Origin of the sequence: Shewanella sp. KX20019 (assembly GCF_016757755.1) — a bacterium.
Classification (GTDB): Bacteria; Pseudomonadota; Gammaproteobacteria; order Enterobacterales; family Shewanellaceae; genus Shewanella.
This window is the reverse complement of record NZ_CP068437.1, coordinates 186,022-211,311: the sequence shown is the minus strand read 5'-3', so window position 1 is coordinate 211,311 and position 25,290 is coordinate 186,022. Positions and strand designations below refer to the sequence as shown.

General features: G+C 47.1%; 22 protein-coding genes. 8 read left to right on the top strand and 14 right to left on the bottom strand.

All coding sequences use genetic code 11. The features are described 5' to 3' along the window. Window positions 1–94 precede the first annotated feature (94 nt). On the bottom strand, window positions 95–2,134 hold the full coding sequence (gene prlC / locus JK628_RS00910; RefSeq protein WP_202287418.1) for an oligopeptidase A: 2,040 nt from the start codon (window positions 2,132–2,134) through the stop codon (window positions 95–97). A gap of 273 nt (window positions 2,135–2,407) precedes the next feature. Between prlC and JK628_RS00905 the strand changes: the two genes are divergently transcribed. The 3 genes from JK628_RS00905 to gorA all read left to right on the top strand — a co-directional run bounded on the left by JK628_RS00905 (window position 2,408) and on the right by gorA (window position 5,468). Beyond that, a complete protein-coding gene (locus tag JK628_RS00905) occupies window positions 2,408–3,193 on the top strand; it encodes an outer membrane beta-barrel protein (RefSeq protein ID WP_202287417.1) in 786 nt (261 codons plus the stop codon). Between the two features lie 104 nt (window positions 3,194–3,297). After that, complete coding sequence (locus JK628_RS00900; RefSeq protein ID WP_202287416.1) at window positions 3,298–3,765, top strand: hypothetical protein; 468 nt, start codon at window positions 3,298–3,300, stop codon at window positions 3,763–3,765. Between the two features lie 347 nt (window positions 3,766–4,112). Further along, entirely contained in the window at window positions 4,113–5,468 is a 1,356-nt protein-coding gene (gorA, locus tag JK628_RS00895; protein WP_202287415.1) for a glutathione-disulfide reductase, read from the top strand. A gap of 98 nt (window positions 5,469–5,566) precedes the next feature. Here gorA and JK628_RS00890 read toward each other — a convergent pair whose 3' ends face one another. Further along, window positions 5,567–6,361, bottom strand: coding sequence for a TetR/AcrR family transcriptional regulator (locus JK628_RS00890; RefSeq protein WP_202287414.1), 795 nt, complete (start codon window positions 6,359–6,361; stop codon window positions 5,567–5,569). 229 nt (window positions 6,362–6,590) lie between these two features. Here JK628_RS00890 and JK628_RS00885 point away from each other — a divergent pair, with 229 nt between their 5' ends. Genes JK628_RS00885 through JK628_RS00870 form a run of 4 tightly spaced genes read left to right on the top strand, consistent with a single transcriptional unit; the run spans window position 6,591 to window position 10,419 of the window. After that, window positions 6,591–7,193 carry a thioredoxin domain-containing protein gene (locus tag JK628_RS00885; protein ID WP_237524103.1) on the top strand — a complete coding sequence of 201 codons (603 nt, stop codon included), beginning with the start codon at window positions 6,591–6,593 and terminating at the stop codon, window positions 7,191–7,193. A 9-nt stretch (window positions 7,194–7,202) separates the two neighbouring features. Further along, on the top strand, window positions 7,203–7,811 hold the full coding sequence (locus JK628_RS00880; protein ID WP_202287412.1) for a disulfide bond formation protein B: 609 nt from the start codon (window positions 7,203–7,205) through the stop codon (window positions 7,809–7,811). 10 nt (window positions 7,812–7,821) lie between these two features. Next, window positions 7,822–9,588 (top strand): aryl-sulfate sulfotransferase, encoded by a 1,767-nt coding sequence (locus JK628_RS00875; RefSeq protein WP_202287411.1) that lies wholly within the window; start codon window positions 7,822–7,824, stop codon window positions 9,586–9,588. A gap of 51 nt (window positions 9,589–9,639) precedes the next feature. Next, a complete protein-coding gene (locus JK628_RS00870) occupies window positions 9,640–10,419 on the top strand; it encodes a hypothetical protein (protein WP_202287410.1) in 780 nt (259 codons plus the stop codon). A gap of 131 nt (window positions 10,420–10,550) precedes the next feature. Here JK628_RS00870 and JK628_RS00865 read toward each other — a convergent pair whose 3' ends face one another. The 11 genes from JK628_RS00865 to JK628_RS00815 form a co-directional block, all read right to left on the bottom strand. Continuing rightward, window positions 10,551–11,201: a hypothetical protein gene (locus tag JK628_RS00865; protein ID WP_202287409.1), complete on the bottom strand. Its 651-nt coding sequence runs from the start codon at window positions 11,199–11,201 to the stop codon at window positions 10,551–10,553. A 121-nt stretch (window positions 11,202–11,322) separates the two neighbouring features. After that, complete coding sequence (locus JK628_RS00860; RefSeq protein ID WP_202287408.1) at window positions 11,323–12,657, bottom strand: tetratricopeptide repeat protein; 1,335 nt, start codon at window positions 12,655–12,657, stop codon at window positions 11,323–11,325. After that, window positions 12,657–13,292 (bottom strand): hypothetical protein, encoded by a 636-nt coding sequence (locus JK628_RS00855; protein ID WP_202287407.1) that lies wholly within the window; start codon window positions 13,290–13,292, stop codon window positions 12,657–12,659. Before JK628_RS00855 ends, JK628_RS00860 begins: the two co-directional genes overlap by 1 nt. Before the next feature lie 2 nt (window positions 13,293–13,294). Further along, entirely contained in the window at window positions 13,295–13,702 is a 408-nt protein-coding gene (locus JK628_RS00850; protein ID WP_202287406.1) for an ExbD/TolR family protein, read from the bottom strand. Then, window positions 13,684–14,088 (bottom strand): MotA/TolQ/ExbB proton channel family protein, encoded by a 405-nt coding sequence (locus tag JK628_RS23390; protein WP_202287405.1) that lies wholly within the window; start codon window positions 14,086–14,088, stop codon window positions 13,684–13,686. Before JK628_RS23390 ends, JK628_RS00850 begins: the two co-directional genes overlap by 19 nt. Continuing rightward, window positions 14,085–15,323: a MotA/TolQ/ExbB proton channel family protein gene (locus JK628_RS00840; RefSeq protein WP_202287404.1), complete on the bottom strand. Its 1,239-nt coding sequence runs from the start codon at window positions 15,321–15,323 to the stop codon at window positions 14,085–14,087. Before JK628_RS00840 ends, JK628_RS23390 begins: the two co-directional genes overlap by 4 nt. Further along, complete coding sequence (locus JK628_RS00835; protein WP_202287403.1) at window positions 15,320–16,084, bottom strand: DUF3450 family protein; 765 nt, start codon at window positions 16,082–16,084, stop codon at window positions 15,320–15,322. The genes JK628_RS00840 and JK628_RS00835 overlap by 4 nt, the downstream gene beginning before the upstream one ends. After that, window positions 16,081–17,745, bottom strand: coding sequence for an ABC transporter ATP-binding protein/permease (locus JK628_RS00830; RefSeq protein WP_202287402.1), 1,665 nt, complete (start codon window positions 17,743–17,745; stop codon window positions 16,081–16,083). The genes JK628_RS00835 and JK628_RS00830 overlap by 4 nt, the downstream gene beginning before the upstream one ends. Window positions 17,746–17,793: 48 nt before the next feature. Next, window positions 17,794–20,616 carry a M16 family metallopeptidase gene (locus JK628_RS00825; RefSeq protein WP_202287401.1) on the bottom strand — a complete coding sequence of 941 codons (2,823 nt, stop codon included), beginning with the start codon at window positions 20,614–20,616 and terminating at the stop codon, window positions 17,794–17,796. Window positions 20,617–20,696: 80 nt separating this feature from the next. After that, window positions 20,697–23,138, bottom strand: coding sequence for a TonB-dependent receptor domain-containing protein (locus JK628_RS00820; RefSeq protein ID WP_202287400.1), 2,442 nt, complete (start codon window positions 23,136–23,138; stop codon window positions 20,697–20,699). A 269-nt stretch (window positions 23,139–23,407) separates the two neighbouring features. Beyond that, entirely contained in the window at window positions 23,408–23,716 is a 309-nt protein-coding gene (locus JK628_RS00815; RefSeq protein ID WP_202287399.1) for a hypothetical protein, read from the bottom strand. A 426-nt stretch (window positions 23,717–24,142) separates the two neighbouring features. Between JK628_RS00815 and JK628_RS00810 the strand changes: the two genes are divergently transcribed. Next, window positions 24,143–25,090: a YeiH family protein gene (locus JK628_RS00810; RefSeq protein WP_202287398.1), complete on the top strand. Its 948-nt coding sequence runs from the start codon at window positions 24,143–24,145 to the stop codon at window positions 25,088–25,090. Window positions 25,091–25,092: 2 nt separating this feature from the next. On the opposite strand, the gene JK628_RS00805 is transcribed toward JK628_RS00810, so the two are convergent. Next, window positions 25,093–25,242, bottom strand: a complete 150-nt coding sequence (locus tag JK628_RS00805; protein ID WP_202287397.1) for a hypothetical protein — start codon at window positions 25,240–25,242, stop codon at window positions 25,093–25,095. Between the last annotated feature and the right edge of the window lie 48 nt (window positions 25,243–25,290).

Sequence of the window (25,290 nt, the reverse complement as noted above, 5' to 3'; positions counted from 1 at the left end):
ATTATTATGGATTGAGCAGCTGGCTGTATTTAGGCAGTAAGGCCAATATCCATCTGCATTAAAGGCGCACTAGGCGCCTTTAATTCTCAATAGCTTAACCGTGAATGCCGCTATGTCTCAATAATGCATCAGTTTTTGGCTCTCGGCCACGGAAGCGCTTAAACAGCTCCATAGGCTCTTCACTGCCGCCCATCTCCAGAATATTCTCTAGGAAGCGTTGGCCGGTTTCAGCATTAAAGATCCCCTGCTCCTCAAACATCGAGAACGCATCTGCCGACAGCACTTCAGCCCATTTATAGCTGTAGTAACCAGCAGCGTAACCACCGGCAAAAATATGCGCAAAACCATGTTGGAATCGATTGAACTCAGGTGCTTTAACCACCGCAACCAAGTCACGAACTTGGTTTAGTTTGTCTTGAATTTTTGCCCCTGTCGCTGGGTCATATTCCAGGTGCATCTTAAAATCAAACAGTGAGAACTCTAGTTGGCGTAACATTATCATGCCTGATTGGAAGTTTTTCGCCGCAAGCATTTTGTCTAACATGGCTTTAGGCAGCGGTTCACCGGTTTCGAAGTGGCCAGAGATCTCAGCTAGCGCTTCCTCTTCATAGCACCAGTTTTCCATAAACTGACTTGGCAGCTCCACTGCATCCCAAGGCACACCGCTGATCCCTGATACGCCGCTGACATCAATCTTAGTCAGCATATGATGGATACCATGGCCAAACTCATGGAATAGCGTCGTAACTTCATCATGGGTAAACAGTGCTGGCTTACCGGCGACAGGAGCATTGAAATTACATGTAAGATAAGCAACAGGATCTTGCAGACCAACGCTAGTGGCACGACGAGCCCGGCAGTCATCCATCCATGCTCCACCGCGCTTACCTTCACGGGCGTATAGATCTAAGTAGAAACTGCCACGGTGTTCGCCGTTACTGTCGCTGATATGGAAGAAGCGCACATCTTTATGCCAGCTATCAAACTCTTTTTGCTCCTCGACCTTAAGACCAAATAGCCGTGACACGGTATAAAATAAGCCAGACAATACTTTGTCTTCAGGGAAGTAGGGACGCAGTAACTCTTGAGAGATCTCATAACGGTGCTGTTTCAGTTTTTCGGCATAGAAACTGAGATCCCAAGCAGCAAGATCAGTCGCACTATATTCACTGGCAGCAAAACTTGTAAGCTCTTTAAGTTCAGTCTCACCTTGTGCTTTAGAGCGCGTTGCAAGTTCAGTTAGAAATTCCAGCACTTGAGCTGGGGTTTCGGCCATTTTGGTAGCCAAAGACTTATCAGCATAGCTATCGAAACCCAATAGATTAGCAAGTTCATGGCGCAGTGATAAAATCTCATCCATTAGTGGACCATTATCAAACTCACCCGCGTTAGGGCCTTGATCGGATGCACGAGTGACAAATGCTCGATAGCACTCTTCACGCAGCTCGCGATTTTCGCTATAGGTCATTACCGGCAGGTAAGAGGGGAAATCTAAGGTAAACAACCATCCCTTCAGCTCTTTAGCCTCTGCCATAGCAGCAGCGGCTGCCACTGCAGATTCAGGTAGCCCCTTTAGCTCCCCTTCATCTGTTATTAACTTGTTCCATGCTTGGGTCGCATCTAATAGTTGATTAGAGAAGCTGCTAGTCAGTTCTGACATGCGCTTAACCAGTTCACCATAACGCAGCTTATCGCTATCGCTAAGGCCAATACCTGATAGCTCAAAATCTCGCAGGCTGTTTTCAATCATTTTCTTTTGCGCTTGCGAATAATCGTTAAACTCTGCTGATGCAGCAAGCGACTTATAGGCTTGATAAAGCCCCTGATGTTGGCCAACAAAGGTGCCGTACTCCGACAGTAACGGCAGACATGCGTCGTGTGCAGCACGCCATGCATCGTTACTAACCACTGAATTCATATGTGAAATCGGCGACCATATCTTGCCTAATTCATCATCGACATCATCAAGCGGAGCGACTAGATTATCCCAAGTATAACTAGCTTCATTCTTGAGTACCTGTTCGATTTTAGCTCGGCAGTTAGCTATACCTTGTTCAATAGCGGGTTGAATATGTTCTGCTTTGATACTAGAAAAAGGCGGTAATTTAGTGCTATTTAGCAAGGGATTGCTCATGGTTGAGTCCTTAACATTCGATGTTGATAGGTAAAGAGATAGGGGTTAAGTAGGCAATATTCAATGAAATAACCATAAAACTTGCACTTTGATCATTTTCTAGCAGTTAACTAAGCTAGTTTCTTTGATGAAGCTCATGTTCCACAAGTATAAATATTGCTCGATACTAGTATTGCAAAGCAGTTCGCAAATACAACCGATTATCATTTACATTCAAGGTATTAGAACTATTATAGGCGGGTTTTCTACTTTCGCCCACATATAGAGTTTGCTATGAGAAAAGCCAAGCAATTAGCCCTTACAATCCCTTTGTTGATCGGATCATCTTTTGTATTCGCCGGTGAAGCGCCAAACGTTGACGACTCCCATGGCACTCGTATTATTGAGAAGCACCCGTCGGATGATAGTGGGCAAGTGCAAGCACTATTTGATCTTGGCTGGGACTCAAGCTACATATCAGAGGGTCGCGACAATCTCAACAAAGGCGGCATTTATTGGGCCACTGCAGCGGTACAAACAGAGAGCTTAAACCTATATGCAACGGTCGGCCGCGGGGATAGTCAACATTACACCGAGTGGAATTTTGGCATAGAGTATGGCTTTAACTTAACTGACAATCTTGCTGGCAGTGTTGGTTATCAGCGTTTAGAGTTTTACGGTGACGATCGCGCGAATGACAACGAAATATTTGGCATACTAGAATACGCTGCAGTGGATTGGTTAGTTCCAACGGTAAGCTACACTTATTCAACTGAAGCTGCGGGCTATTTTGTCGAGGTAAGCATACACAGTAACTGGCAGTTGGCTGAAGGTGTCACTGTTTCTCCGTACATCACCCAAGGTTTTGATTTTCAATATGTCACTGAAGAACATGACGGAGCCAACCACTTTCAATTTGGTATTGAAGCAGAATATGAGATGCCTAATCATTGGGTGTTATCAGGTCATGTTAGCCGTAGCATAGCTCAAGAAGATATCAAACTTGAGGCGCAAAATAACAATACCAAAGGCAGTTTAGACGAAACTTATGCCGGCATTCACTTAAGTTGGAGCTTCTAAGGTCCCAAGTTAGGCTATAGTTTGTTTTTAATGACCTAATAAAATCGAATATTGATGACCATGGGCAACGGAATGCAAATGGTGTCTAACGCAGAGGACAAGGAATGTTACTCACTCCATATCTACGCACCTTCTGTGCGCTAATACTTATCAGCCCTTACAGCCTTGCCAATGACTCGGCGCCACTCCCCTTAGGTGTGGTGTTAGATGATCAAGGTCAGCCACTCACCATTCCCACACAGCCCAAAACGGCACTGAGCTACACACCGATTAAGCCAAGCAAGACAAGCAAGACCCACAAGCCATTGCCATCAAAGCCGAAAGCTAAAGCTAAAAAAATCAGCCGCAAACAACAGCTCGCTAACCGAAAAACCGTCGCGAATGACGCTGGTTGTCGCTGGCTCAATAGCCGGATGAATTTATTAGAAAAAAATTTAAACCTTGGCGTGAATCACCGTAACATGCACCACCAGCAGGAGCTCAATGTTAGGCAAGAAGAATGGGAATGCCTGAAATGTGGTATGGAAGGGCCAGATCAAGCTGATCATCATAGCTGCCAATATAGGCGTTAGTTGATATTCACATCATTGTAAGATCCAACTACCAAACTAGGTCTAATCATCAGACGGCAATCGCTAAAGCGCCTTTGTCGCATCATGCTTAGCTTACGACAACGTATTGAAACTGTGCTAACTCGCCCCAATATCAATTGCTAAGTTCAAAGCGGCTGATTGAAATATTTGATCTGGTTCAAATAAATGTTTCAATCTACAATGGCTGCATATCGATACAGCAACCAATAGAGCTTAGACAAACTTTCGTCTTTTTGAATCGAAGTGCGTCTTAGCTCTATCCATAGGAACAAAAGCCTCAGCCCTATTTTGCTTTTGTCAGCAAGTCACTTTTTTTGGAGATACACATGGCTCAACATTTTGATTATATCTGTCTTGGCGCTGGTAGCGGCGGAATTGCATCGGCTAACCGCGCCGCCATGCGTGGTGCAAAAGTGTTACTTATTGAAGCAAAAGAGCTTGGTGGAACCTGTGTAAATGTAGGTTGCGTACCTAAAAAGGTGATGTGGTACGGCGCTCAAGTCGCCGAAGCCATGCATCTTTATGCTAAAGATTATGGTTTTGATGTCACCGTCAACAATTTCGACTGGAACACACTTGTTGCCAGCCGTGAAGCTTATATTGACCGTATTCATGGCTCATATGACCGAGGCTTAGAAAGTAATGGCGTCACATTAGTCCGTGGCTATGGTCACTTTGTCGACAGCCGCACCATTGAAGTCGATGGCAAGCAGTACACTGCCGATAATATTCTTATCGCCACTGGTGGCGCGCCGACCATCCCCAATATTCCAGGTGCCGAGTATGGCATCGACTCTGATGGTTTCTTTGCCCTAAAAGCACAGCCAAAACGTGTTGCGGTTATTGGCGCGGGTTATATTGCAGTTGAATTAGCAGGCGTACTGCACTCTTTAGGCAGTGAAACTCACCTGTTTGTGCGTAAGCATGCACCGCTAAGAAGTTTTGACCCAATGCTGAGTGGAGCACTAATGGAGTCTATGGCATCTGATGGCCCAACATTGCACACCCACAGCACTCCTGAATCGGTCAGCAAAAATGCTGATGGCAGCCTGACGCTGAAAATTGAAAATGGCGAGAGCTATGAGGTTGATTGCTTAATTTGGGCGATTGGTCGTCACCCATCAACGGGCAACATCGGTCTTGAAAACACCAAAGTTGAACTTGATGCGAAAGGATACGTGATCACCGATGATCAACAGAACACCACTGATAACGGCATTTACTGTGTCGGCGATATCATGGCGGGCGGCGTTGAGCTCACTCCAGTCGCAGTTAAGGCAGGTCGCCTGTTATCAGAGCGCCTATTTAACGGCATGAGCGATGCTAGAATGGATTACGATTGCATTCCAACAGTGGTCTTTAGCCACCCTGCTATTGGTACCATGGGGCTTTCTGAGCCTGAAGCAAATGCAAAATATGGTGAAGACAATGTCACTGTATATACTTCAGGTTTTACCTCTATGTACACCGCGGTTACCGCGCACCGTCAAGCGTGTAAGATGAAGCTTATCTGCGCCGGCGATAACCAGAAAGTGGTTGGTATTCATGGTATTGGCTATGGCATGGATGAGATCTTACAAGGCTTTGGCGTGGCGATGAAAATGGGCGCAACCAAAGCAGACTTTGATGCCGTAGTTGCTATTCATCCTACAGGTTCCGAGGAGTTTGTAACTCTCAGATAGCATTATACCCATCCTACCTGAAGAGGCTGGATGAGTATTTGAAATGGTTTCGCTCTCGCTAAATAAATGACTTTAGTGAGAGTGAGCTTTATTGACCGTTAAAGCTCAATTGGGTCTTTCAGTGACTCCATCGGTATATCATAGTGCTGCTGGTTAATATTATGATTTTCATCTAACAACGGCGTAATGGTCTTGAGCATATTCCCATAAGAGACCGCTTCACAACGTTCACTCCAATCGAGCCCATTTAGCACACTGCATAACGCCTCAAATATTGGCTTGGCATCGGTATCATAGCCGAATTGACGCAGATACTTATTTTGCCCAATGACCACAGCCCCTTTCTGAATAGCTCTTAACTGCACGATACATTTTAAGATCTCATCCTTATTTGAATGAAGCTCGCCATCATCAATCGCATTGCGCCACATAGCCTGCGTATGCTCTTTTATTTCCAAGAATATGACTTGAAGATTACCCTCGAATTCAGGGCTAACGTTATTGTATATATGACGGTTAACTCCTAAAAAGTTAACGCACATATCATTCTTTTCAGCGGTCCAACACTTCATTGGGTCGTACATTAGTGAGTAGATTATTTTTTCTTTATTAGAGAGTGAATCGTCACTCGATATCGTATTTATCTTTTCAATAATATCGTTTACATGCTGAATAAATAGAGCGACAACAATATCCTCTTTCGATCGAAAGCGGCTATAGAGTGTTTTAGTTGAGCAGTTTGAACGTTCGGCGATTGTTGATAGCTTGAAGGAACAAAGTCCCTGCTCCCTTATCACCTCTTTTGCTTCATCGAGAATTGTTGATATGACTTGAGTGGGGTTTAGCAAGTAGTTATTCATCAGTAACTTAAGTTGTTTTACTACTGTGTACATAGTTACATTTTTTGGACTTTAAAGATCGTTAACAATTAAAATATGTGACTAACTTTGTGAGAATTTAAATATTGGGATTGCCGTTATAACTTGCCATTTTGTGCGGGTTTGCACTCAAGATATGGAAATAAATTGTTTCCCACGCTGGAATACTGGCTCACAAATTACCGTACACCATCCCGATATGATGATTAGGCATTCACATCCTGATAATCATATTGAGACCAACATGAAAACAGCATTAGCCACACTAACAGCCGCATTATTGATGACATTCTCAGCTTCAGCTGCCGATGTCATTGAGATTGATACACCACAACTCGATAACACAGTGCAGAAGATCTATTCGGCTTACTGCCCGTTCTGCTACAAGTATGAACAAGCAGTCACTCCCAATCTCATTAAAAACCTACCTACGGGTACTCAGTTTCAAGCGATCTGCTTAGAGAACAAAGGGGAACTGGGTGTAGAAGCCTGTGAGGTATTGGCCGCAGCAGACACGGTTAGCCATAAAAAATACAAGCAAGCCAAGTTGGCGATGTATGCCGCCATTCATGATCAGAAACTAAAAAGCGTTAAAGGCTCTACAGCGGTCAAAGGTGCACTCGCAGCAATCGGTCTCGAAGCTGCCGATATATCACCTGCCGAATTTAAAGCCGCACTCGCCTCTTCAACAGCTCAAGCCAAGTTAGCTTATGACCGTACTATCGCGGTCAAGATTGCCAAGAAAAAAGGCATCCCAGCCATCGTAGTTAATGGCAATAAGCTAATTGACACCAGCACTGTATCGTCACTTTCCGACCTAGATGAAACCATTGCTAAAAACCTTTAAGGGCTGACCATGAATAACTTAAAACAGTGGTTTTCTAATTTACAGGCTAGTCCCTTACAAACATTAGAGAGCACACAAGAGGCACGTGCAGTATGGATTGTCATGGTGGCGGCATGTGTATTTTTACTCGGCTCTGCTATGGGTTTTTTCCAAGTGTTCCTAGAGATGGACCCTTGCGAAAACTGTGTCTATATCCGATTTAGCCAGTTCTGCATATTGATCGCAGGACTCATCATCCTAATAAGTCCGACGAGTACGCTACTCAAAATTATTGGCCTCGCCTTGGCTTGGTACGGAATTATTTACGGATTAGACAAGGCCATAATTCTTGCAGGTCAACACGTATCAAGCCATGCGGCTGACGCTGGGCTCGATCTATTTCAATCCGGACAAGGGGCGAATGCTTGCTCACTAGAACCTACGTTCCCATTAGGCCTGCCGTTACATGAATGGCTGCCTTTCGAGTTTGCTCCATCTGGGATCTGCGGTGAAGATGACTGGTCTCTGCTTGGCCTAAACATGGCTCAATATTGCATCATCTCTTACGCCATATTCATTCTCTGTGCTCTACCTCTTACCGTTGCGTTTATTACTAAAACATTAAAAAGCTATCAATAAAGGAATCATGATGAAGAAGACAATTTTAGCTGCAGCGTTAGCTGCAACCGCTTTGACTATTGCCATGCCTGCTACTGCCGGCAAGTTCAATGCTATTAAGCCACCTCCAGCACAAGGTCAATTAGGCTCAGTCATTGTTAACCCGTACGGATTATCGCCGCAAACTGCCGTTATCGACCTCGGTGGTTACGAGATTGACTATGCCGAAGTTATCGTTCATGGCAAAGGTAAAGACGGGGTGGATATTAAGTATGATGCCCACAGAGAAACCATTCTCAACCACAACGGTGTTCCCGTTTTCGGCTTATATGCGGACTATGACAATCAAGTCACCCTTAAGTACAACAAAGACGGCAACAAAGTCGAAGAGACCTACTCTATTTGGACTCTTCCGCAACAGGGCGGCGCTGTCGTAAATGGAGTCAAAGCTAACTTTCCAGAAGTCACGGTGAAGAAGGTCGATCCAGAATTTGAAGACCGCTTGTACCTTATGAATTATCTATTACCTGTTCCAGGTTCTTACGACATCACCTGGAAAGGTGGTATGGGTGCGATGGAGTGGGATCGTTGGTCATTCGTTTATATCTTGGATACTAAAGGTGAGACCCGCTGGGCGCTTGATACTAAACAGCTGCATGACGTTAAAAACATTAACAAGCGCGGCATCATGATGGGATTCCATCAAACCGATAACGGCGACATCGTCTTTGGCCAAGGCCAAAAAATATATCGCATGGATATGTTCGGAAAAATGGTCTTCGAATGGGACTTGCCTCGCGGCTACCAAGATTTCTCACACGACATGCAGGCAATGCCAAATGGTCACTACCTAGTGCGCGCAGCTAAGACTGACTACCTTCGTCATGACGGTAAACGAGTGCATACGGTACGCGATCATATTTTGGAAATGGACGCTACAGGTAAACTCGTTGAGGTGTGGGATTTAAACAAGATCCTAGACAACATGCGTGATGCTCAGCTGATCGCACTTGATGCTGGCGCCGTTTGTTTGAACATCGATAGCGACAAGCTGGGTAAGAAAGCCAAGATTGAGCCTGACGCACCATTCGGAGACATTCCAGGTGTCGGCGCTGGTCGAAACTGGGCTCACGTAAATTCAGTTGAGTATGACGCTGCAGATGATTCAATCATCTTGTCGCTACGTCATCAAGGCAACGTCAAGATTGGCCGTGACAAAGAGGTTAAGTGGATTCTTTCACCATCAATTGGCTGGGAGGGTGACCTCGCAGATAAGTTATTGACCCCTGTCGATTCTGACGGTGACAAAATCGAATGTACCGAGAAAGGTTACTGTGCTGACAGCGACTTCGACTTCACCTACACACAACACACAACATGGTTAAACGGCAAGACCTATAGCGATGGTAGTACCGGCATTGTTTCATTTGATAACGGCGACGGTCGTCATATGGACCAACCTGCACTACCAACGATGAAATATAGCCGTGCCGTTGAATACAAGATCAATGAAGACGACATGACCGTTGAGCAAACGTGGGAATACGGTAAAGACCGCGGCTACGAGTGGTACTCGGTGGTCACATCAAACGTAAGCTACGAAGCTGATAAAAACTCGATGTTCACCTTCTCAGCCAATACCGATCTGGCAACCAAAGGCAAACGCTCAGGCGGGGTCTTGAATGAAATAAAAGATGGCACTCAAGACGTTGCTGTAGAGATGCAGTTCAAGTATCTAATGCCTCGAAATGCCGCCTACCGAGCACTCATCATTCGTCCTGATGTCGCTGTTAAGTAATCGTAAAAGCTGTAGGGACTTCGGTCCCTTTTTACAATAAGAGAAGACGTGATGAACAAACTAACAAAAATAGCATTACCTATCATTTTAGCTGCTTGTAGTTTACAAGCCTCAGCCAAAGATTTCACCACCGTGACCGCCGGCTATATATTCCATACGGATTCGACTCTAGAAGACAATAAGAATCAGTTTGACCGCAGCCTTTTGACTGTTGCTAATGTCCGAGTTGAAGACTGGGGCCGTATCGCGACCGTTGGGATCTTTGAAAACCTTGAGCAATCCTCTTCAGATCCTATGGCCACTGCGCTTGGTGAAGCATGGTCTACATTCAAGTTCTCTGGCGTTGCTAATATAAAAACTGGTTTTATTCCAGGTCTAAACTACATGGTTGATGAGTTCTTCTGGGCTAATACCAACGGTTACGAAAGCAATATGAAGTTAGGCCTGTCATATGACATGAAGTTAGCAGGGGTAAAACTGTACTTTGGAGGGGGAGCAAACTATGTGAGCATCGACAATGCCGGAGCACGCTATGATGGCTTCTCTGGTTATGCATTCAATACTTCGGCGCAATACCCTATTACCGACAAAATAAGCATTAAAGCGAGATATTTTGGTGTATTTGATCGAGTAGCCGAGCACGCTATTGGCTATACCGACAAAAATGATGCCGAAGCACATAACTCCGGTTATATGGCTGATATTGCGCTAACGTATAAGTTCGACAAATCGCTGTCAGTTTCGGCTATGTTTAGACAAAATGATAGCTGGTACGGATATAAAACCAGCAAAGCTGACATGTTTTTACTGACCGGATCGTACACCTTCTAATTTAGAAAAATGACCATAAACCCCAGACTAAAAAACCAATCCGAAGTTGACGACTTCGGATGTTTTCCTCCTTTAAACATTCAACAGTGAAAGCGCCTTGACTGCTGAGAGTGTTAAACCACAATTTAGTTTTAATGCACAGGGCGCATACATTGATGAAAACACGATCTCTGTTGCTCTAATGATAATAGCTTTTTGGCTTCGATTTCCTTGAAGCATTTGTCAGCGCATTCATTATCCATCTTTAAATTCCTATTTGGGTTCTGCTGTATTACCTTTTCAACTCCGTCATGGTCAATATGAATTTCTGCCGTTTTCAGCCCATTAGCATCATAGCGGTTAATAATATCGCCAAGTTCAGAATCACTCCTCTTGACCACATTGTTACCAACGTAATCAAATGTGATTTCACGTCCCTTCCCAAAATCATCCAAAACCCTTATCTCCTTGCCATAGTCATCATACACAACGATTATTTCACTGCCGTCATCCCTTCTTATGTATCGTCGATTAAATTCTAAGGACTCGACCCCATCTTTTGATAACGCTTCAACAACCTTTAAGATTGAAACTTCTTTTAATGCATCTAGCGCTGCCTTTAGCGTCGTTTCATTGCCAACCACGACAACAGACTCAGTTTTTATGTACTTAATGCCGCGTTTTTCAAGCAGCTGTTGTCCATTCTCATAGAATGTCAGCACTTCTTCAACATCGTTTTCTGCTGCAATAGCAAAGCTATAGAGGGATGTGAACATTAAGGTTATAGCAAGCAGTAATCTCATACGGGGTCTCCAGAATATAGTGACCGAGTGGCCAGCTATCGTGTTTTAACTAATCGGAACAAGTGCTCTTTCAGCAGCTAATGGCGGGGGTTAGGCATCGACTAAACCCCGGTAAAAACTATCAACCTTGGCTCTGTACCATTCGAGTGACTAACGCTAAATTGTCGCGTAATTGCAGATCATTAGGCGCTTGCTTCACCGCTTGGCGTAACAATTGCTCGGCACGGTGATATGCCTGCTGTGCAAGTAACAACTGAGCATGGCGCTGCAGCGCTTCTAATCTAACCGATGATAATGCCGCTGCGCGGCGATAGAGGGTTTCGGCCTGCACCAATTCGTTCGTCTCATAGCGCTTAGCTAAAGCTATCAATGCAGGACCATTAAGCGGATCGAGCCGCAGGGCCTTGTTGAGAAGCCCAACCTGTTTACGCTGCGAACGCTGTGAGTTGTTATCAGTCAACAGCTGCGCTTGACTGGTCAGTCCGTGGCTACGTTGACTTGCACTCAAAGACGCGTTGCTTAAAAGCGAGATCAATAGCGCTTCAGCCTGCTGCGGTTGTTGCTGACCAATCAGGTAATCCGCCACTTCGAGCAGACGCTGCTGACGCCCGTCAATACCGCTTTCCAATAGCTGCTGTAAATGGGGCTGCGCTAAGGTGTAATAACCTTGGTCAAAGTACAATTGCGTCAATTGCCATTGCACCGCGTCATCGGGCTGTAACTGCTGCGCTACCTCTAAACTTGCTATTGCTTGTGCCCACAACTGTTGTTGCTGCGCTAAGCTAGCCCGTAGCCGATGTAACTGCGCATCCTCTGGACTGGCTGCCAGTAATTGTTCGGTCAGCGAGTTCGCTAGCGCGCTGTCGCCAGCTGCCATTGCGGCGTGTAGTAGCCCACGCTGCCATTGAGAATTATCCCCAGCCAGCATCAATGCATGACTGTAGGCGGCTTTGGCCGCTTGCGGCTGTTGAGTTTGCAAGTAGCCGTAACCTAACATGGCGTAGATTTGTGCTGGCGCACCTTGGCTGGCAGCTTGGCGCAGGTGCGGCCGAGCGCCGTCATAGTCTCCCTGCTGAGTGAGCAATAGCCCTAGCGATTCGTGAGCTCGGGTGAAGTGCGGCAACAAGGCGATGGCGTGACGAAATGAAGCTAGCGCGGCTGCCATCTGATCTTGCTGCTGTTGCAGCTGCGCGAGTGAGAACCATAACGCCGCACTTGGGCTGCGTACCAGCTGCAAATTCAACTCTGCGATAGCATCGTCTTGCCGTTGTTGCTTCACTAAACCAACAACGTCATTAAGCAGTAGATACTCTTCTTGGGTGATCTTCGGTTCACGTTGCTGATAAGCAATCGAGCTAAAGTCGAACTGTAGTTCACCGCCATCCCAGTGGAAATCTTCGGCTGCCTCACTAAAATTGACTGTCAGACAACACATTACTAAAATCAAATATTTCATTAAGATACCTTTAGAGGCCAAAGAAATTCGGCTTTAACTTTGCTGCTTTCTCGCCGAGGGGAACTAAAGCGCGCTTGATTGACAATTTGTTGTGCCAATAGTGCTAACTCTGGATATTCGGCCAACTCAACATTCACCAGCTCCACCTTGCCACTCTCGTGGATAATGACATGTAACTGCAACAGGGCTTCACGCACGCCCTGCTGACGTAGCTGCTTCGGTAAGCGCACTGAAATTGGCGTCAACAAGCGCGGCATCTCGTCCAATTCATCTAAACTAAACGTGGTGATAGCGGTCATTAACGCCTCGGTATCGAAACGGATAGACTCTACTAGCGGTGCATTACTCAGCGCACTAGGCTCGCTTAACTCAGGCAAGGGGACATCTAACAAGGTCACCTCGAGTTGCACCTGCGCTGCGGCGGCTGACAGCTGCAGATCCACCGCGGTATTTTGCTGCAGCCTAGGCTGACTGGGTGGCGGTGGTGGCGGCACAGGTAAAGCAACCGTCGTCAGTTGCCGTATCTGCAATGCTTGCTGTGGTGGCGGTGGCGCGCTCTGCAGATGCAGCAAACACCACAATCCCATCAATAGCGCAAGCGCCGTGGCACTGTTGATCCCCCAACGTAATAACATCGCTAAGACCCCGACTTAGTGGCAACGCTGACCTGAGAAAAACCTGCCAATTTGCACAAGTCCACCAGCTGTATTAGTGCTGCGGTCAGGCTATGTTTGTCTGCTTGTACAATCACCGCACTGCGGCCTTTGCGCATCTGCTGTTTAAGCATAGGTGTGACTCCCGCCATCCCAATTTGCATACCGCCATGCCAGACTTCCCCTTCTGCACTCAGGGCAATGAGCACTGCTTGCTGCTGTGCATCGCCTTGGCTGATGCTGGCTGGGCGATCGACCTCAATGCCTGTATCTTGCACGAAGACTGCTGACACGATGAAGAAGATCAGTAGAATAAACACCACATCCAGCAGTGGACCAATGTCGATAGTTAGGTTTTGCTCACCACTGTCGGTTATTGAATGTCGATGCATGCAGCCTCCAGTGAGCCGCGCTCACAACGGCGCTGACACAGCATCAACAAGAGTAATGCGGGTAAAGCTGTTGTGAGTCCGAGTTGAGTCGTTAGTAATGCCTCAGCAATACCGCCGGTCAGTACTTGCTGATCGCCACTGGCTAGACCGCTAAAACTGTTCAATAGGCCCGAAACCGTCCCTAATAGCCCAAGTAATGGCAGTACCGTGATCCAACCAGCCAATTGCCGGCAACGCAGCAAACATAGAGTCAGTTGAGTGGCGGAATTGGGCTGGCCAAGAAACAACTGCTGCAATAGATCAGATACCTGCCAGTAGATGGCAAGTGCCAGCAAGCTGATCAACCCCAGAATCACCCCATTAACCGATAATAAGATCTCGATCATAGCGCCTCCCGATTAACTCGACTCAACTCAGCCAGTAACACCGTATCGGCTTCCAGTTGCGCCAGATAGGCTTGGTGGCGACGATTAATATAGGCGTGTAACAGCAATGTCGGCACCGCCACAACTAAACCTAACTCGGTCGTTACTAGCGCCTCAGAGATCCCACCAGCCAGCATATTTTGATCTTGATTACCAAATAGGTTCATCATCTCAAAAGTGTGGATCATGCCGCTAACGGTACCTAACAAGCCCAGCAGAGGTGCCACAGCTGCTGCTGCCGCTAACATCACCATTTTACTATCCAGTTGAGATTTCCATTGCAGTAATTGATGGTGCAACTTGTCAGCCAACGCTTCATGTGGCCAATGACGATGGCTATTGGCCAGCTCAAACAACTGTTGTTGCCAACCGCCACTATCTGGCTGTTCACCGTCCAGTGCACGCTGCGCGAGTTGCGGTTGCAGCTTGGTCATCTGGGTTAGTGCGAAGAGTTTTATCAGTGCCACCAGCAGGGCCAATCCGCCCAGAATGACAATCGGATACACCCAGATCCCGCCGCGATCAAGCTTTGCCAACCAGCCACCTTTATTGGCAGCAATGCGAATGGCTTTGTCTTGGCTAATGTCTACAGGCATCGCCAGTGGATCACTCAGTATCTGCGGCGACGGCATAATTAGCGCCGCTGGGCTGGCTAGAGTATCCACAATAAAACCTTGCCCCTCACCATTAACAAACCAGCTCAACGGCCCGAGTGTGAGCTGCGTACCTTTAACCATACGACCATCTAATGCCACGACTTCCGCTTTTTGCCAAGCTGGGTTCGTGGCCTGCTTCAGCGCCGTTAAACGACGACTAAACTGCAGCGGGTCATTCACATCAATGCCGCTACCCAAGTACCGTGCTAACAGGTTTTCAACATAGCGACTCTGCTGCTGCCATTGACTCAAACGCTGCTGTAGGCTTTGCAGTGACATAAACTGCTCATCCTTAGCGCGAGTACGCCCCGTCAATTGCTGACGCAGAACAATAAGCTGACTTTCCAGCTGCTGCAATTGCTGTAGCTGCGGTTTTCGCTGCTGCAATAATTGCTCTGTAACCTTTTGATGCCGCTGCTGAGCGTGTGCCAATCGCTGCTCAAATTGCACACTTACCTGGGCAATGCTTGGGGCGGCATTTCCCCATAGAGGCGCTACCAGCATCACTAAGCTAAGACCTAACATTATCACCCGTCTCATGGCTGAACCTCCGCAACAGCAGCTAACGGTAGACTGACAAACTCAACGGACTGCTGCCCTTGGTAGATTGCAAAAGCATGGTTGATCTGCGCCTTATATTGCGGTGCACTGTGCCATTGCCACAGGCCATCGGTGGCATAACCAACCCCGACACCTTTGCCATCAGGCAAGCGGTAATAACCTTGCGCTAAGCCGATAAACAGCTGCTCTGCCCGCCAGTTTTCCGCTTCGTGAACGATAGTCCCCTGATGCAGGCTGATACTGGCGTTAAATTCTTCTAGCCGCGACAAAATAGCGATCAACGCGCCATAGCGCACACTCAAGCCTAATTGCAGATCGGCTAATTGCTGCGACTCTGCTTGCAAGCCTTGCTGTAACGGGTGCGGGAGCTGCAGCCATAAAGAGCTAACAAGTTGTAACCCCTGCTCCAATTGCTGCAAATATTGCTCACTGCGTTGCTCTTGCTGTGCCTGCGAATTGAGTAACTCGATACGCTGTTCAGCGACTTCACTCTGCTGCAGCTGCTGCCGCTCAAGGGCGTTGGTCAGCGCCTTATGCTCCTGCTGATAAAGCGCTAAGAGGCGCTGATTATCCGCCAGCGATTGCTGTGCCTCTATTTGCAAGGCCGCCGTTGCGCGCTCGACTTGCAGCTGCTGCGACATCAAACGGTCCAGCTTGGTCAACTCAGGCGTTTCAGCCTGAACAACGCCAAACCATAACCCGATTAAAGTTAAAGATATTCGTAATATCAACGACTTCACTGCGTGACTCCAAAACGACCCAGATCAAGGTGACGTTCAAACAGAGGTTTAAGAGTTAATTGATGCGACACCATCATCAAGCTGGTTTGTGGCAGTTGCTGCTTAACCATCTCAAGTAACTGCTTAGCCCCCACTTGGTCTAGGCTGCTGGTTGCTTCATCTAAGATCAGGGTGTCAGGCTTAGCCAGCAAAGCACGAGCGATACTCAACCGCTGTTGCTCGCCACCGGATAGACGTTGCTGCCATTCACATTGATGTTCAAGACTATCGATCAAATTGTCTAAACCAACCAGTGCTAACGCTCGGGTTAATTCAGCATCTTGATAGCACTGCTCACTCGGATAACTCAAGCAACCACGTAAGGTACCTGCTGGCAAATAGGGCTTTTGCGGCATCAACATCGTCTGGCCTTCAGCTTGTTGAAACTGACCTTGATAAAATGGCCAGATCCCCGCTAGTGTGCGTAATAAGGTCGACTTACCTAAGCCACTAACTCCCGAGATTAATAACTGTGAATGCGGGGGTAAGCTTAGCTCTACTTTGTTTAGCAACTGCTTACCTTCTGGGGTAAACAGATCAAGGTCTTTGCAATCCAGCTGTGGTTGCTTATTTGGCTCTGGCAGTGGTGGCTGGTTTTCCATTGCCTCAACAAACTGGCCAATACGCACCACCGTTGCCGACCAACGAGTTAGGTCATCATAGCTATGTACAAACCAGCTAAAACCTGAGTACACCTTCATAAAGGCCATTCGCACCTGAAATAGCCCGCCCAGAGTAATGATCTCGGCGAGTAATGCCGGAATACCGGCGAACAATGGCACCATTTTGGCTGTTTGATGATAACTGTTCACCACCAGCCCTAAGTTTTTACGCCGGGTCATCAACAAACCCCAGTTGCTGACGATGCCAGTGAAGCTGCGTTTAAGCTGCTGCAACTCATTTGCCTCGCCTTTAAATAGCGCGATCTGCTCGGCGTTATCACGTTTGCGCAGCAAGCTGGCACGAAAATCAGCTTCTTTGCTTTGCTGCTGATAGTTCAAGCCGTGCAACTTGTAGCCGAACAACTGAGTAATACCTGTGCCTACAATTGCGTAGATCAGTGCCACCCAGAACAAGTAGCCAGCGACCTGGATCATCTCGCCATTCCAAGGGATAGAAAGGTTACCCGAAAGCTGCCACAGCACCGAACTAAAGGCGATCAGTACCGCCGTCGAACGGATAGCACCAATAAACAGCTCAACGCTGTCGCTGGTGAGCAAGCGGGCATCTTCTGCAATGCGCTGATCAGGGTTATCAGGCTCTTCGCCCAAGGTCATACGGTAGTAGGTACCGTTAGCAAACCAACGACCAAGCAGACGTTCGGTCATCCATTTACGCCAGCGGATCTGCACCAGTTGCGACAACCAGTCGGCATAGACCAGCAACAACACTATGACCGCCACCAAGCCACAAAAATCAATCAGCAGTGGGTAGATAGCATCCACTTTGAGTTCGGCTAAGGCATCGTAGAACTCGCGGTTCCACTCGTTCAGCCATACAGTGATCTCAACCATGGTTAAGCTTGCACCGACTGACATCCCTAACAACACCCAAGAGAACCAGTTCGCTTTATCGAACCAGTAGGGCGCAGCTAAACGCCAAAACTGTTTTAACAGATCCATAAACAAATTTGCCCCGGTAATGACCGGAGCCCTCTATAACACTTTGAGTTAGCTTTTACTGTCTGGAAGCAACAGCGCGTCGATGATGTTGTCAGTATTCAGCACAACAGTCGCCATAGGCTGCAAGTCTGCTGGCGTGACCTTGTTCAACCACTTCAGGTAGTTTTCATGCAGATCGCTATAGTGATCTTCGGCGGCCATCTCAATCAACCAACGATAGCGGTGTCGATTGTTTATCGCTTCCGGTTTAAGGCCACTTAGGATCTGTTCGCGTATGGTGTCCACCTCCTTTTGGGTCACACCATTGGCAGCCACATCTTTAGTGATTGCTAGCGCCATCTGCTTCAGTTCTTCGGCGCGCTCTGGCTGATGTGAGTAGCTAATCATGCCGTAGGCTTGCTGACGAGCACGTTCTAGCTTGATACCAAAGCGTGGGCTGTAGACCCCACCGGCTTTTTCGCGCAGTTGCTCACGCATCCGCAGCGACACGACCCGAGTTAACAGATAAGCCTGATACTCCGCTTCTTTGCTGTAGGGGTAGTCAACATTAAACAATACGCTAGTGATCCCTTGCGGCTCTTCTCCGGCTTCAATGAGTACCTGATGGCGACCTGAGATAAGCGGCGGCAATTTCGGTTCACTGTGGGCCTCTCCCGCTGGCAATGCACCTAGGTAGCGGCTGGCTAAATCAAGCACGCGCTCAGCCTCAATATCACCAATAACCACGAGTTGGTGCCCTGCAGCGGTGCCGAACACCCCCTTATAGGCGCTCAATAGTTGCTCCGAGGTAATGCTACGCAGTTCTGCCGCGCTTAGCGGTTGTTTTGACGGCGTATTGACGTAACGTAATAGGTCAATTTGCTTATTGAAATTGCTCGACGGACTATCTTTACGGCGCTCGATATTACGTGCGAGAAAGGTTCGTTTCGCTTGCCAAATGGTGCTGTCGACTTGGGGGGCGGTTAACATTAGATTCAGGTTTTGCAACCACGCCTCAACAGAGTCCTGTTCAGCACTGCCAAACACGCCTTGGCGATCCAACTGAACATAAGTGATCTGACGCATATTGTGTTCAGCATTTAATGTCGATAGCGCTTCTGAATTAAAACCACCGTAGCCAAACGAGCGCAAGTTGCGAGCAGCCAAAGTCGCCGCACGACGCTCAGATTGTGGCAATTGCATAGTGCCGCCAAAACCTTGCCATTGCAGCTGTACTTGATTGACCGACTCATCGCTGTACTGATACCAAACTTGTGCGCCGTTGGCCAAAGTCCACTTGATTACGTTACCGAAGGTTTGCCTGTCGACGACTTCAGCTGGGGCGGGGATCTTGTCAAACAGGCTCTTGGGAACCGCTTGCTGCGTAAGTGCCGCAGGTGGATTTGCAAGAGTATGCAGCCATAACTGTTCAACCTGCTCAATGCTAGGTTGGGCGACAGCATTATCTTTATTGATCTGGGCAATCACCAGTGGCGCACGCTGATTCATCGTTTGAGTGAAGTGTTTATTGATCTCTTCGATGCTAAGTTCGGCCAGTACGCGCTGAGCAACGGCATTATAATCACTCATATGCACTAGTGGTTTTTGCATACGGATCTTGTTGAATATAGCCATCATCTGACGGCTGTTCTTCGCCCCTTTCTGGCCATCTGCCATGGTACGATAACGACTCGATAACTCCTTGCGGGCGGTGTCTAAGTCGCGCTGGCTAAATCCATGAGTGGCGTAGCGACTGACTTCAGTAAATAACTCCTCCATTCCCTTTAAGTAATTGCCATCCTTGAGGATCGCCATCACGCGGTCATTACTGTAATCAGTGGCTAACGGCATGGCACTGGCTACCATACGGCTCACATAGTCTGTTTCGGTCTGATATTGCACCCGTAAACGGTTATCGAACATCATCATGGCTAAACTGTTTTGCAGTTCCGCTTTTAGATCCGCTTCGGTAAATACCTCTGCTTGCTGTGCACGCAGGTTCAGCGACAACACTTCGGTGGTGATCTCGGCATCTTCAATGGTTTTGAATTGCAACTTTTGTGTCAGTGGCACAGTCAGATCAGGGCGAGCTGGTAAGGTTTTGGCTGGCATGGCGGCAAAGTGTTTATTTAGTAGAGCTTCAACCTGCGATTTATCAATACTACCGACTACCAACATCGTCATGTTATTAGGGTGGTACCAGTCTTGATAGAATGCCTCGATGCGCTCAGCGTCGACGTTGCGCACTAGATCCATATCGCCAATGGGGTCCCGTTCGCCAAAACGACTACCTTCAAGCGTGATCTGACGGTTTGCGGTACCTAGGCGCGCCATCATATTCAGGCCACGACGCCATTCCTCTTCAACAACAGGACGTTCTTTTTCCAGTTCGGCAGGGTCAAACGTTAGCGCACTGATTTGCTCAGAGAACATAGTAAATGCTTCATCCATCATCTGTTCGCTGTTATTGGGCAAGTGCAGATAATACGAGGTGGTGTAATACTCGGTCATGGCATTGACGTCACGACCAAATACCATCCCCAGTGATTCTTGATGCTCGATGATGCCGTTTGCTGGGAACTTTTCAGTACCGTTGAAGGCCATGTGTTCAACCAGATGGGCGATACCTTTTTGATCATCGGCTTCAACTAACGATCCAGCGTGGACAATTAGCTGTAGGGAAACGCGATCTGCCGGTTCGGCGTTGGGTAGCACGATATATTGCATGCCGTTGGCGAGGGTGCCCTGCTGTATATCACTGCGCAGTGGTAACGGCGCAGATTGAGACGCTAATGCCGCAACAGGGGTGTCGGTCGCCACAGGCAACTGAGCATTACTGCAGCCAGCTAGAAGAGCGGTGGCGATTAGCACACTAAGAGGAAGCTTATTCATAAAAACCTTAATAATGGATAAAAGAAGCAGCGACAAGGGAGCTAGCCTCACCGCTGTCAAACAGGGAAATTTTGATGCGATTACAAACGCGCGCTTACGCTCAACCACACCTGACGGCCTTGGTTGTAGTAGTCATCGGTGAACTTGCTGTTATCCTCAATTCCCGAGGTGGAGATCTTCACTTGCTTATCGAGCAAGTTGGTCACGCTGACACTCAAGGTGAATCGCTCGTCTGCCATGGTTGGCGTCCAGCTCACTTTGGTGTCCCAAGTGACAAGGCTTTCCATTTCAGCGCTGGACATCACTGCGACCCCCGTCATCTCTCCGTCGATCTCGTGGGATTCTTGCCTCTGGAACAGCGTCAGGTTGCGACCACTTTCGTAATTAATGAAGTTGCTCCACATCACGCCGTACTGCTCCCAATTGGCATTAATGGCCAATCCTGCAGTGAAGTCACTGTTATAACTTCCGGCCTCCATTTCGGTGCGGCGCATCAACTCGCCGTCCAGCATCACCCATTCAGTGCTCGAGCCACCATTGAGATCGTTTTGGGAGTCATAGACCGAACTGGTACTGCCAGAGCCTTTAGCATCGACATAGCCAAGATCTAGGTAGCCACCGAGCTTGCCACCAAGGAATGAGTAATCATCCGCATTGCTGAATCGCAGTGAATAGATGTTGCTATCGCTTTCCATGTTGTTGTGCAGCTCGTCATAGCCAAGCTCACTGTTGTAGATGGAAGATAAGCCATCGCGTTGCTGTCGATACAGGTAACCCGCATTCATCACAACATTGCCAAACTGAAGATCGTAATTAAGGCTAATTTCGTCTGAATAAGGCGTGTCAGCCTGATTCAGGTCGGTGGCTTGATACTGCTTTGTCGACTCACAGCTGTAATCATTTGGGTCTAAGCTAACGTTATTACCATCACTCACAGCAACACAGTCTTGGCGATTAGTTTGCAAGGCACGTTTTTCAGCACTTAGCGCCCAGCCCAATAAGCTACCGCTGTAGTAACGCGATGCACCAACAGTTAGCCGGTTGGTATTATCTGTTTCAAAATCCCAGCTGCTACTTATACGAGGTGCCAATACCGTTTGGTCAAATAGCTCCATGTGCTCAGCACGAAGGCCTAAGTTTACCGTCAGCTTATTCCACTCAATAGTGTCAGTAGCAAATAATGCATACTGATTAGCATCGGCTTTGTAGTCACCCGCAACAGTCGTGGTCCACGAGTCTAGCTCTACGGTGCCATCGGCGTTGCTGTATTGGGTAAAGGTATGAAAATCTTCTTGGTAGGTGCCCTCAGCGGAGTGCAGTGTTACATCAACACCCATGCTCACTTGATGACGAATAGCCCCCGTATACAGGGCATTAAAGTCAAACACTGACTTTAATTTACTGCTGTTTTGGGTCTCATCTAAATTACCGTAGGATCCTTCTGAACCCATATCGAAGCCAGTGCGGTAATCAAAGTGGGTCTTGAAATAATTTACATCAGCACTACGTTCATTTTTGAGCTGATCAAACGCCACGGTATTGCGCCACATCCCGGCAGCAAACTCGCGGTCTAGCTTTAAGGTATAGCCAATTCCTGAACTGCTATTTTCGTAGTCACTGAACTCATCCGTTTCATCAGTGAAGGTGTCATTCAAAAAGCGCTTATCTGTGAACTCAGAGAAGCGCAGCTCATTGCTCATCTCCCAAGCACCGAGCGTAGCTAGGTGGTTTATAAACACATTGGTGTTAGTTTGACCTTGATCTTTACGCTCGCCGTTGTAGATCAGCGGAATGTCGGATTCTTGTAAGCTGATGCCAATGCCAAGCTTGTGGTTTTCATTGATGGCGCCACCAACAAACAAGTTATGGAAACGCTTTTGATATTGATCCTGATAACGGCCATCTCCCCAGACTGGCGCTTCAAGATCGCCGTTGTCTTCATCTAACGTCGGATCACTGTTCCAGTCACTATCAGTCATCTTAAAAGAGTATTCTGCAGTGAATTCGTCGGTAGGTTTGCGTAGCTCCGCATTGATAATACCGCCGGTAAAGCTGCCGTACTCAGCACCCACATTACGGTCCATCACCTCAACCGACTCCAAAAGCTCTGTATCGAAGAAGTAACCTGAAGTATGGCCACCTAAACCGCCTGCGGTGTCATTAGCGCCAAAGGTTGAAATGTTGTTGGTGGTGACCCCACCAATCATGTAGTTAGTTTGATGCGGACGGGCGTTAGCCAATGAAATCTCTTCTGGCGCTAGATCTCCGCCACGCACCGATCCCGTCGCGTCGTTAATCGCAATGCCGGGCTGCGTTTTTAATAGCTGTGACAGACTACTGTTGTTAACCGGTTTTGCTTTTATCTGCTCACGTTCAATCAACAAGCCATCCGCTTGATCGACTGATTGAGTTTCGGTTTCAGCCAGTACGGGCAAAACATCGTTTGCAACGGCTTGTGGACCATAAAGCGCCAAACCGATACTGGCGGCTAAAAGAGAGGGGAGTATAGTGGATTTCATCATTCACCTAATGTTGGTTATTATCATTTGGCACGGATTATTCTCTCACCAAGATGATAACGCAAATGATATTGATTCTCATTCAAGAAATTGAGATCCACTTCAATTTTTTGTGAAAATTTTATTCTTTACAGTACTATTTATGTAGCCATAATGATGAAAGCTACTGTAAGCAAAAAGTGTATGGCAAGCGATATAGAAGTTTTAAGCGGAAAGTTTGTACTGATATCAGTTATATGGCTGTATGGCTGTATGGCTGTAGCTTGTGAATATTACTGCTGGCACTTATAAATAACAGCAACGACTTTTACCACTTCACCTTCATCAATATGGAGCCAAACAATGTGGGTACCATTAAGTGTTTCAGCATACTTCATCGCTTGGTTTTTGGCGTCTCGCAGCGCAAACTCCCCCCGACCTTCGCCTCGAGCCATCGCAAAGCTGTCACAATGGGTCACTTCGAAGTCGTAGGCTTGATTAACTCGGTGGTATAACTGCTGCTCATTGACACCATATTTACCTCCAAAAAAACTACAACCAGTTAAAAGGCAACATATACAAACTGCTATGATTTTAAACACTTAATAAAACCTTGTAGGTACGCTACTGCGGGGAAGACACAACAGCTAGGTATCTCTAATAATGTCGGCTATTACACATCCTGTTAATAATGTTCATTCTCTGTGAAAACAAAGTAATCTTCAGTCAAGCAATGTAAATGATTGAAAGTTTATCGCGACATATAGTAGAAATGAGACATAAGCGCCATCTATTCACTAATGAATCTTCTTGTTAAATTTAACTTGCCAATATTGGGTCAATTTCATTAAGGAAAAGATGATAAGGCTGTGTGGGGGGAAGAGTGCCTCTAAAGCTACCTGTTAACGCCTCCCGATGAGTAAATCAATTTTATTGAAGGTAACAGTCAGTAGTATTTAATTTATCTAAAGATAATCTAACGCTATAATCAGCAGCTTATTTACCGCTAAATAGCATCGCGCACAGACATGACAATACAGCCACAAGATCGTAAACAAACAGCACTTTTCGTCATCATTGCCTTGCTCTGCTTACTGCCAGTTATCTCATCGCCAATCGCACTAATTCTTGGGTTTACCCTCGCGAGTATTGGCTGGGTGCCCAGTCAAATCCCATTAGCCAAGTTAACTAAAAAGTTGCTGGCCTACTCTATCGTTGGTCTAGGTTTCGGTATTCATCTAGATACCGCAATCGCTGTTAGCTTGGAGAATTTTCCATTAATTATCGGCTCTATCATTGTCACCCTGCTGCTTGGTTTTGCCTTAACCCGTGCACTTAAGTTTGATGCTAAAACAGGTCACCTAATCGCTGCTGGTACCGCTATTTGTGGTGGTAGTGCTATTGCTGCAGTTGCCCCAGCCATTAGAGCCAATAGCGAACAAGCGGCTGTGGCGCTGGCGACGGTGTTTATTCTTAACTCGGTGGCTTTATTTCTATTCCCTGCAATAGGCCATGCACTGTCAATGTCTCAACATGACTTTGGCGTATGGAGTGCGATAGCTATCCATGATACCTCTTCGGTTGTTGGTGCAGCATCAGCTTATGGCAGTGAAGCGCTGACTACCGCCACTACGATTAAGTTAGCCAGAGCATTATGGATCATTCCCATTGCGCTAATAAGCTCGATGCTTTTTAGCGGTGACAGCAAAAAAATAACTATCCCCTACTTCATCTTTTTCTACTGCTTAACGATTGTAATCGCTCACTGGCTGCCAGTCGGAGAACCTGTCTATCAATTAGTTTTTGAGGCATCAAAACGCGTATTAGTGGTGTGCTTGTTCTTAATTGGCGCGGGAATTACAGTGCAAAAAATGAAAGCGACCGGGGCTAAGCCGCTAGTGTTAGGTGTGTTATTGTGGTTAGTAATTGGCTCAAGCTCATTAGCTTATATTTTGCTATATACCCAAACGCAGTGACCCTATTCGGCAGCCACTTTATTACGGCGTAATACAGTCCAAAGCAAACCGCAAAAAGCGAGCAGATCGATTAGCGAGCGAGTGAGTCCCGATGTCATCAATGAAGCCAGAATGAACATTGAACAAAACAATAAGATTAACCCTTTATTCATATTCACTCCCCCAATAAGCGATCGATTTGAATCGCAATTATTGGGGAG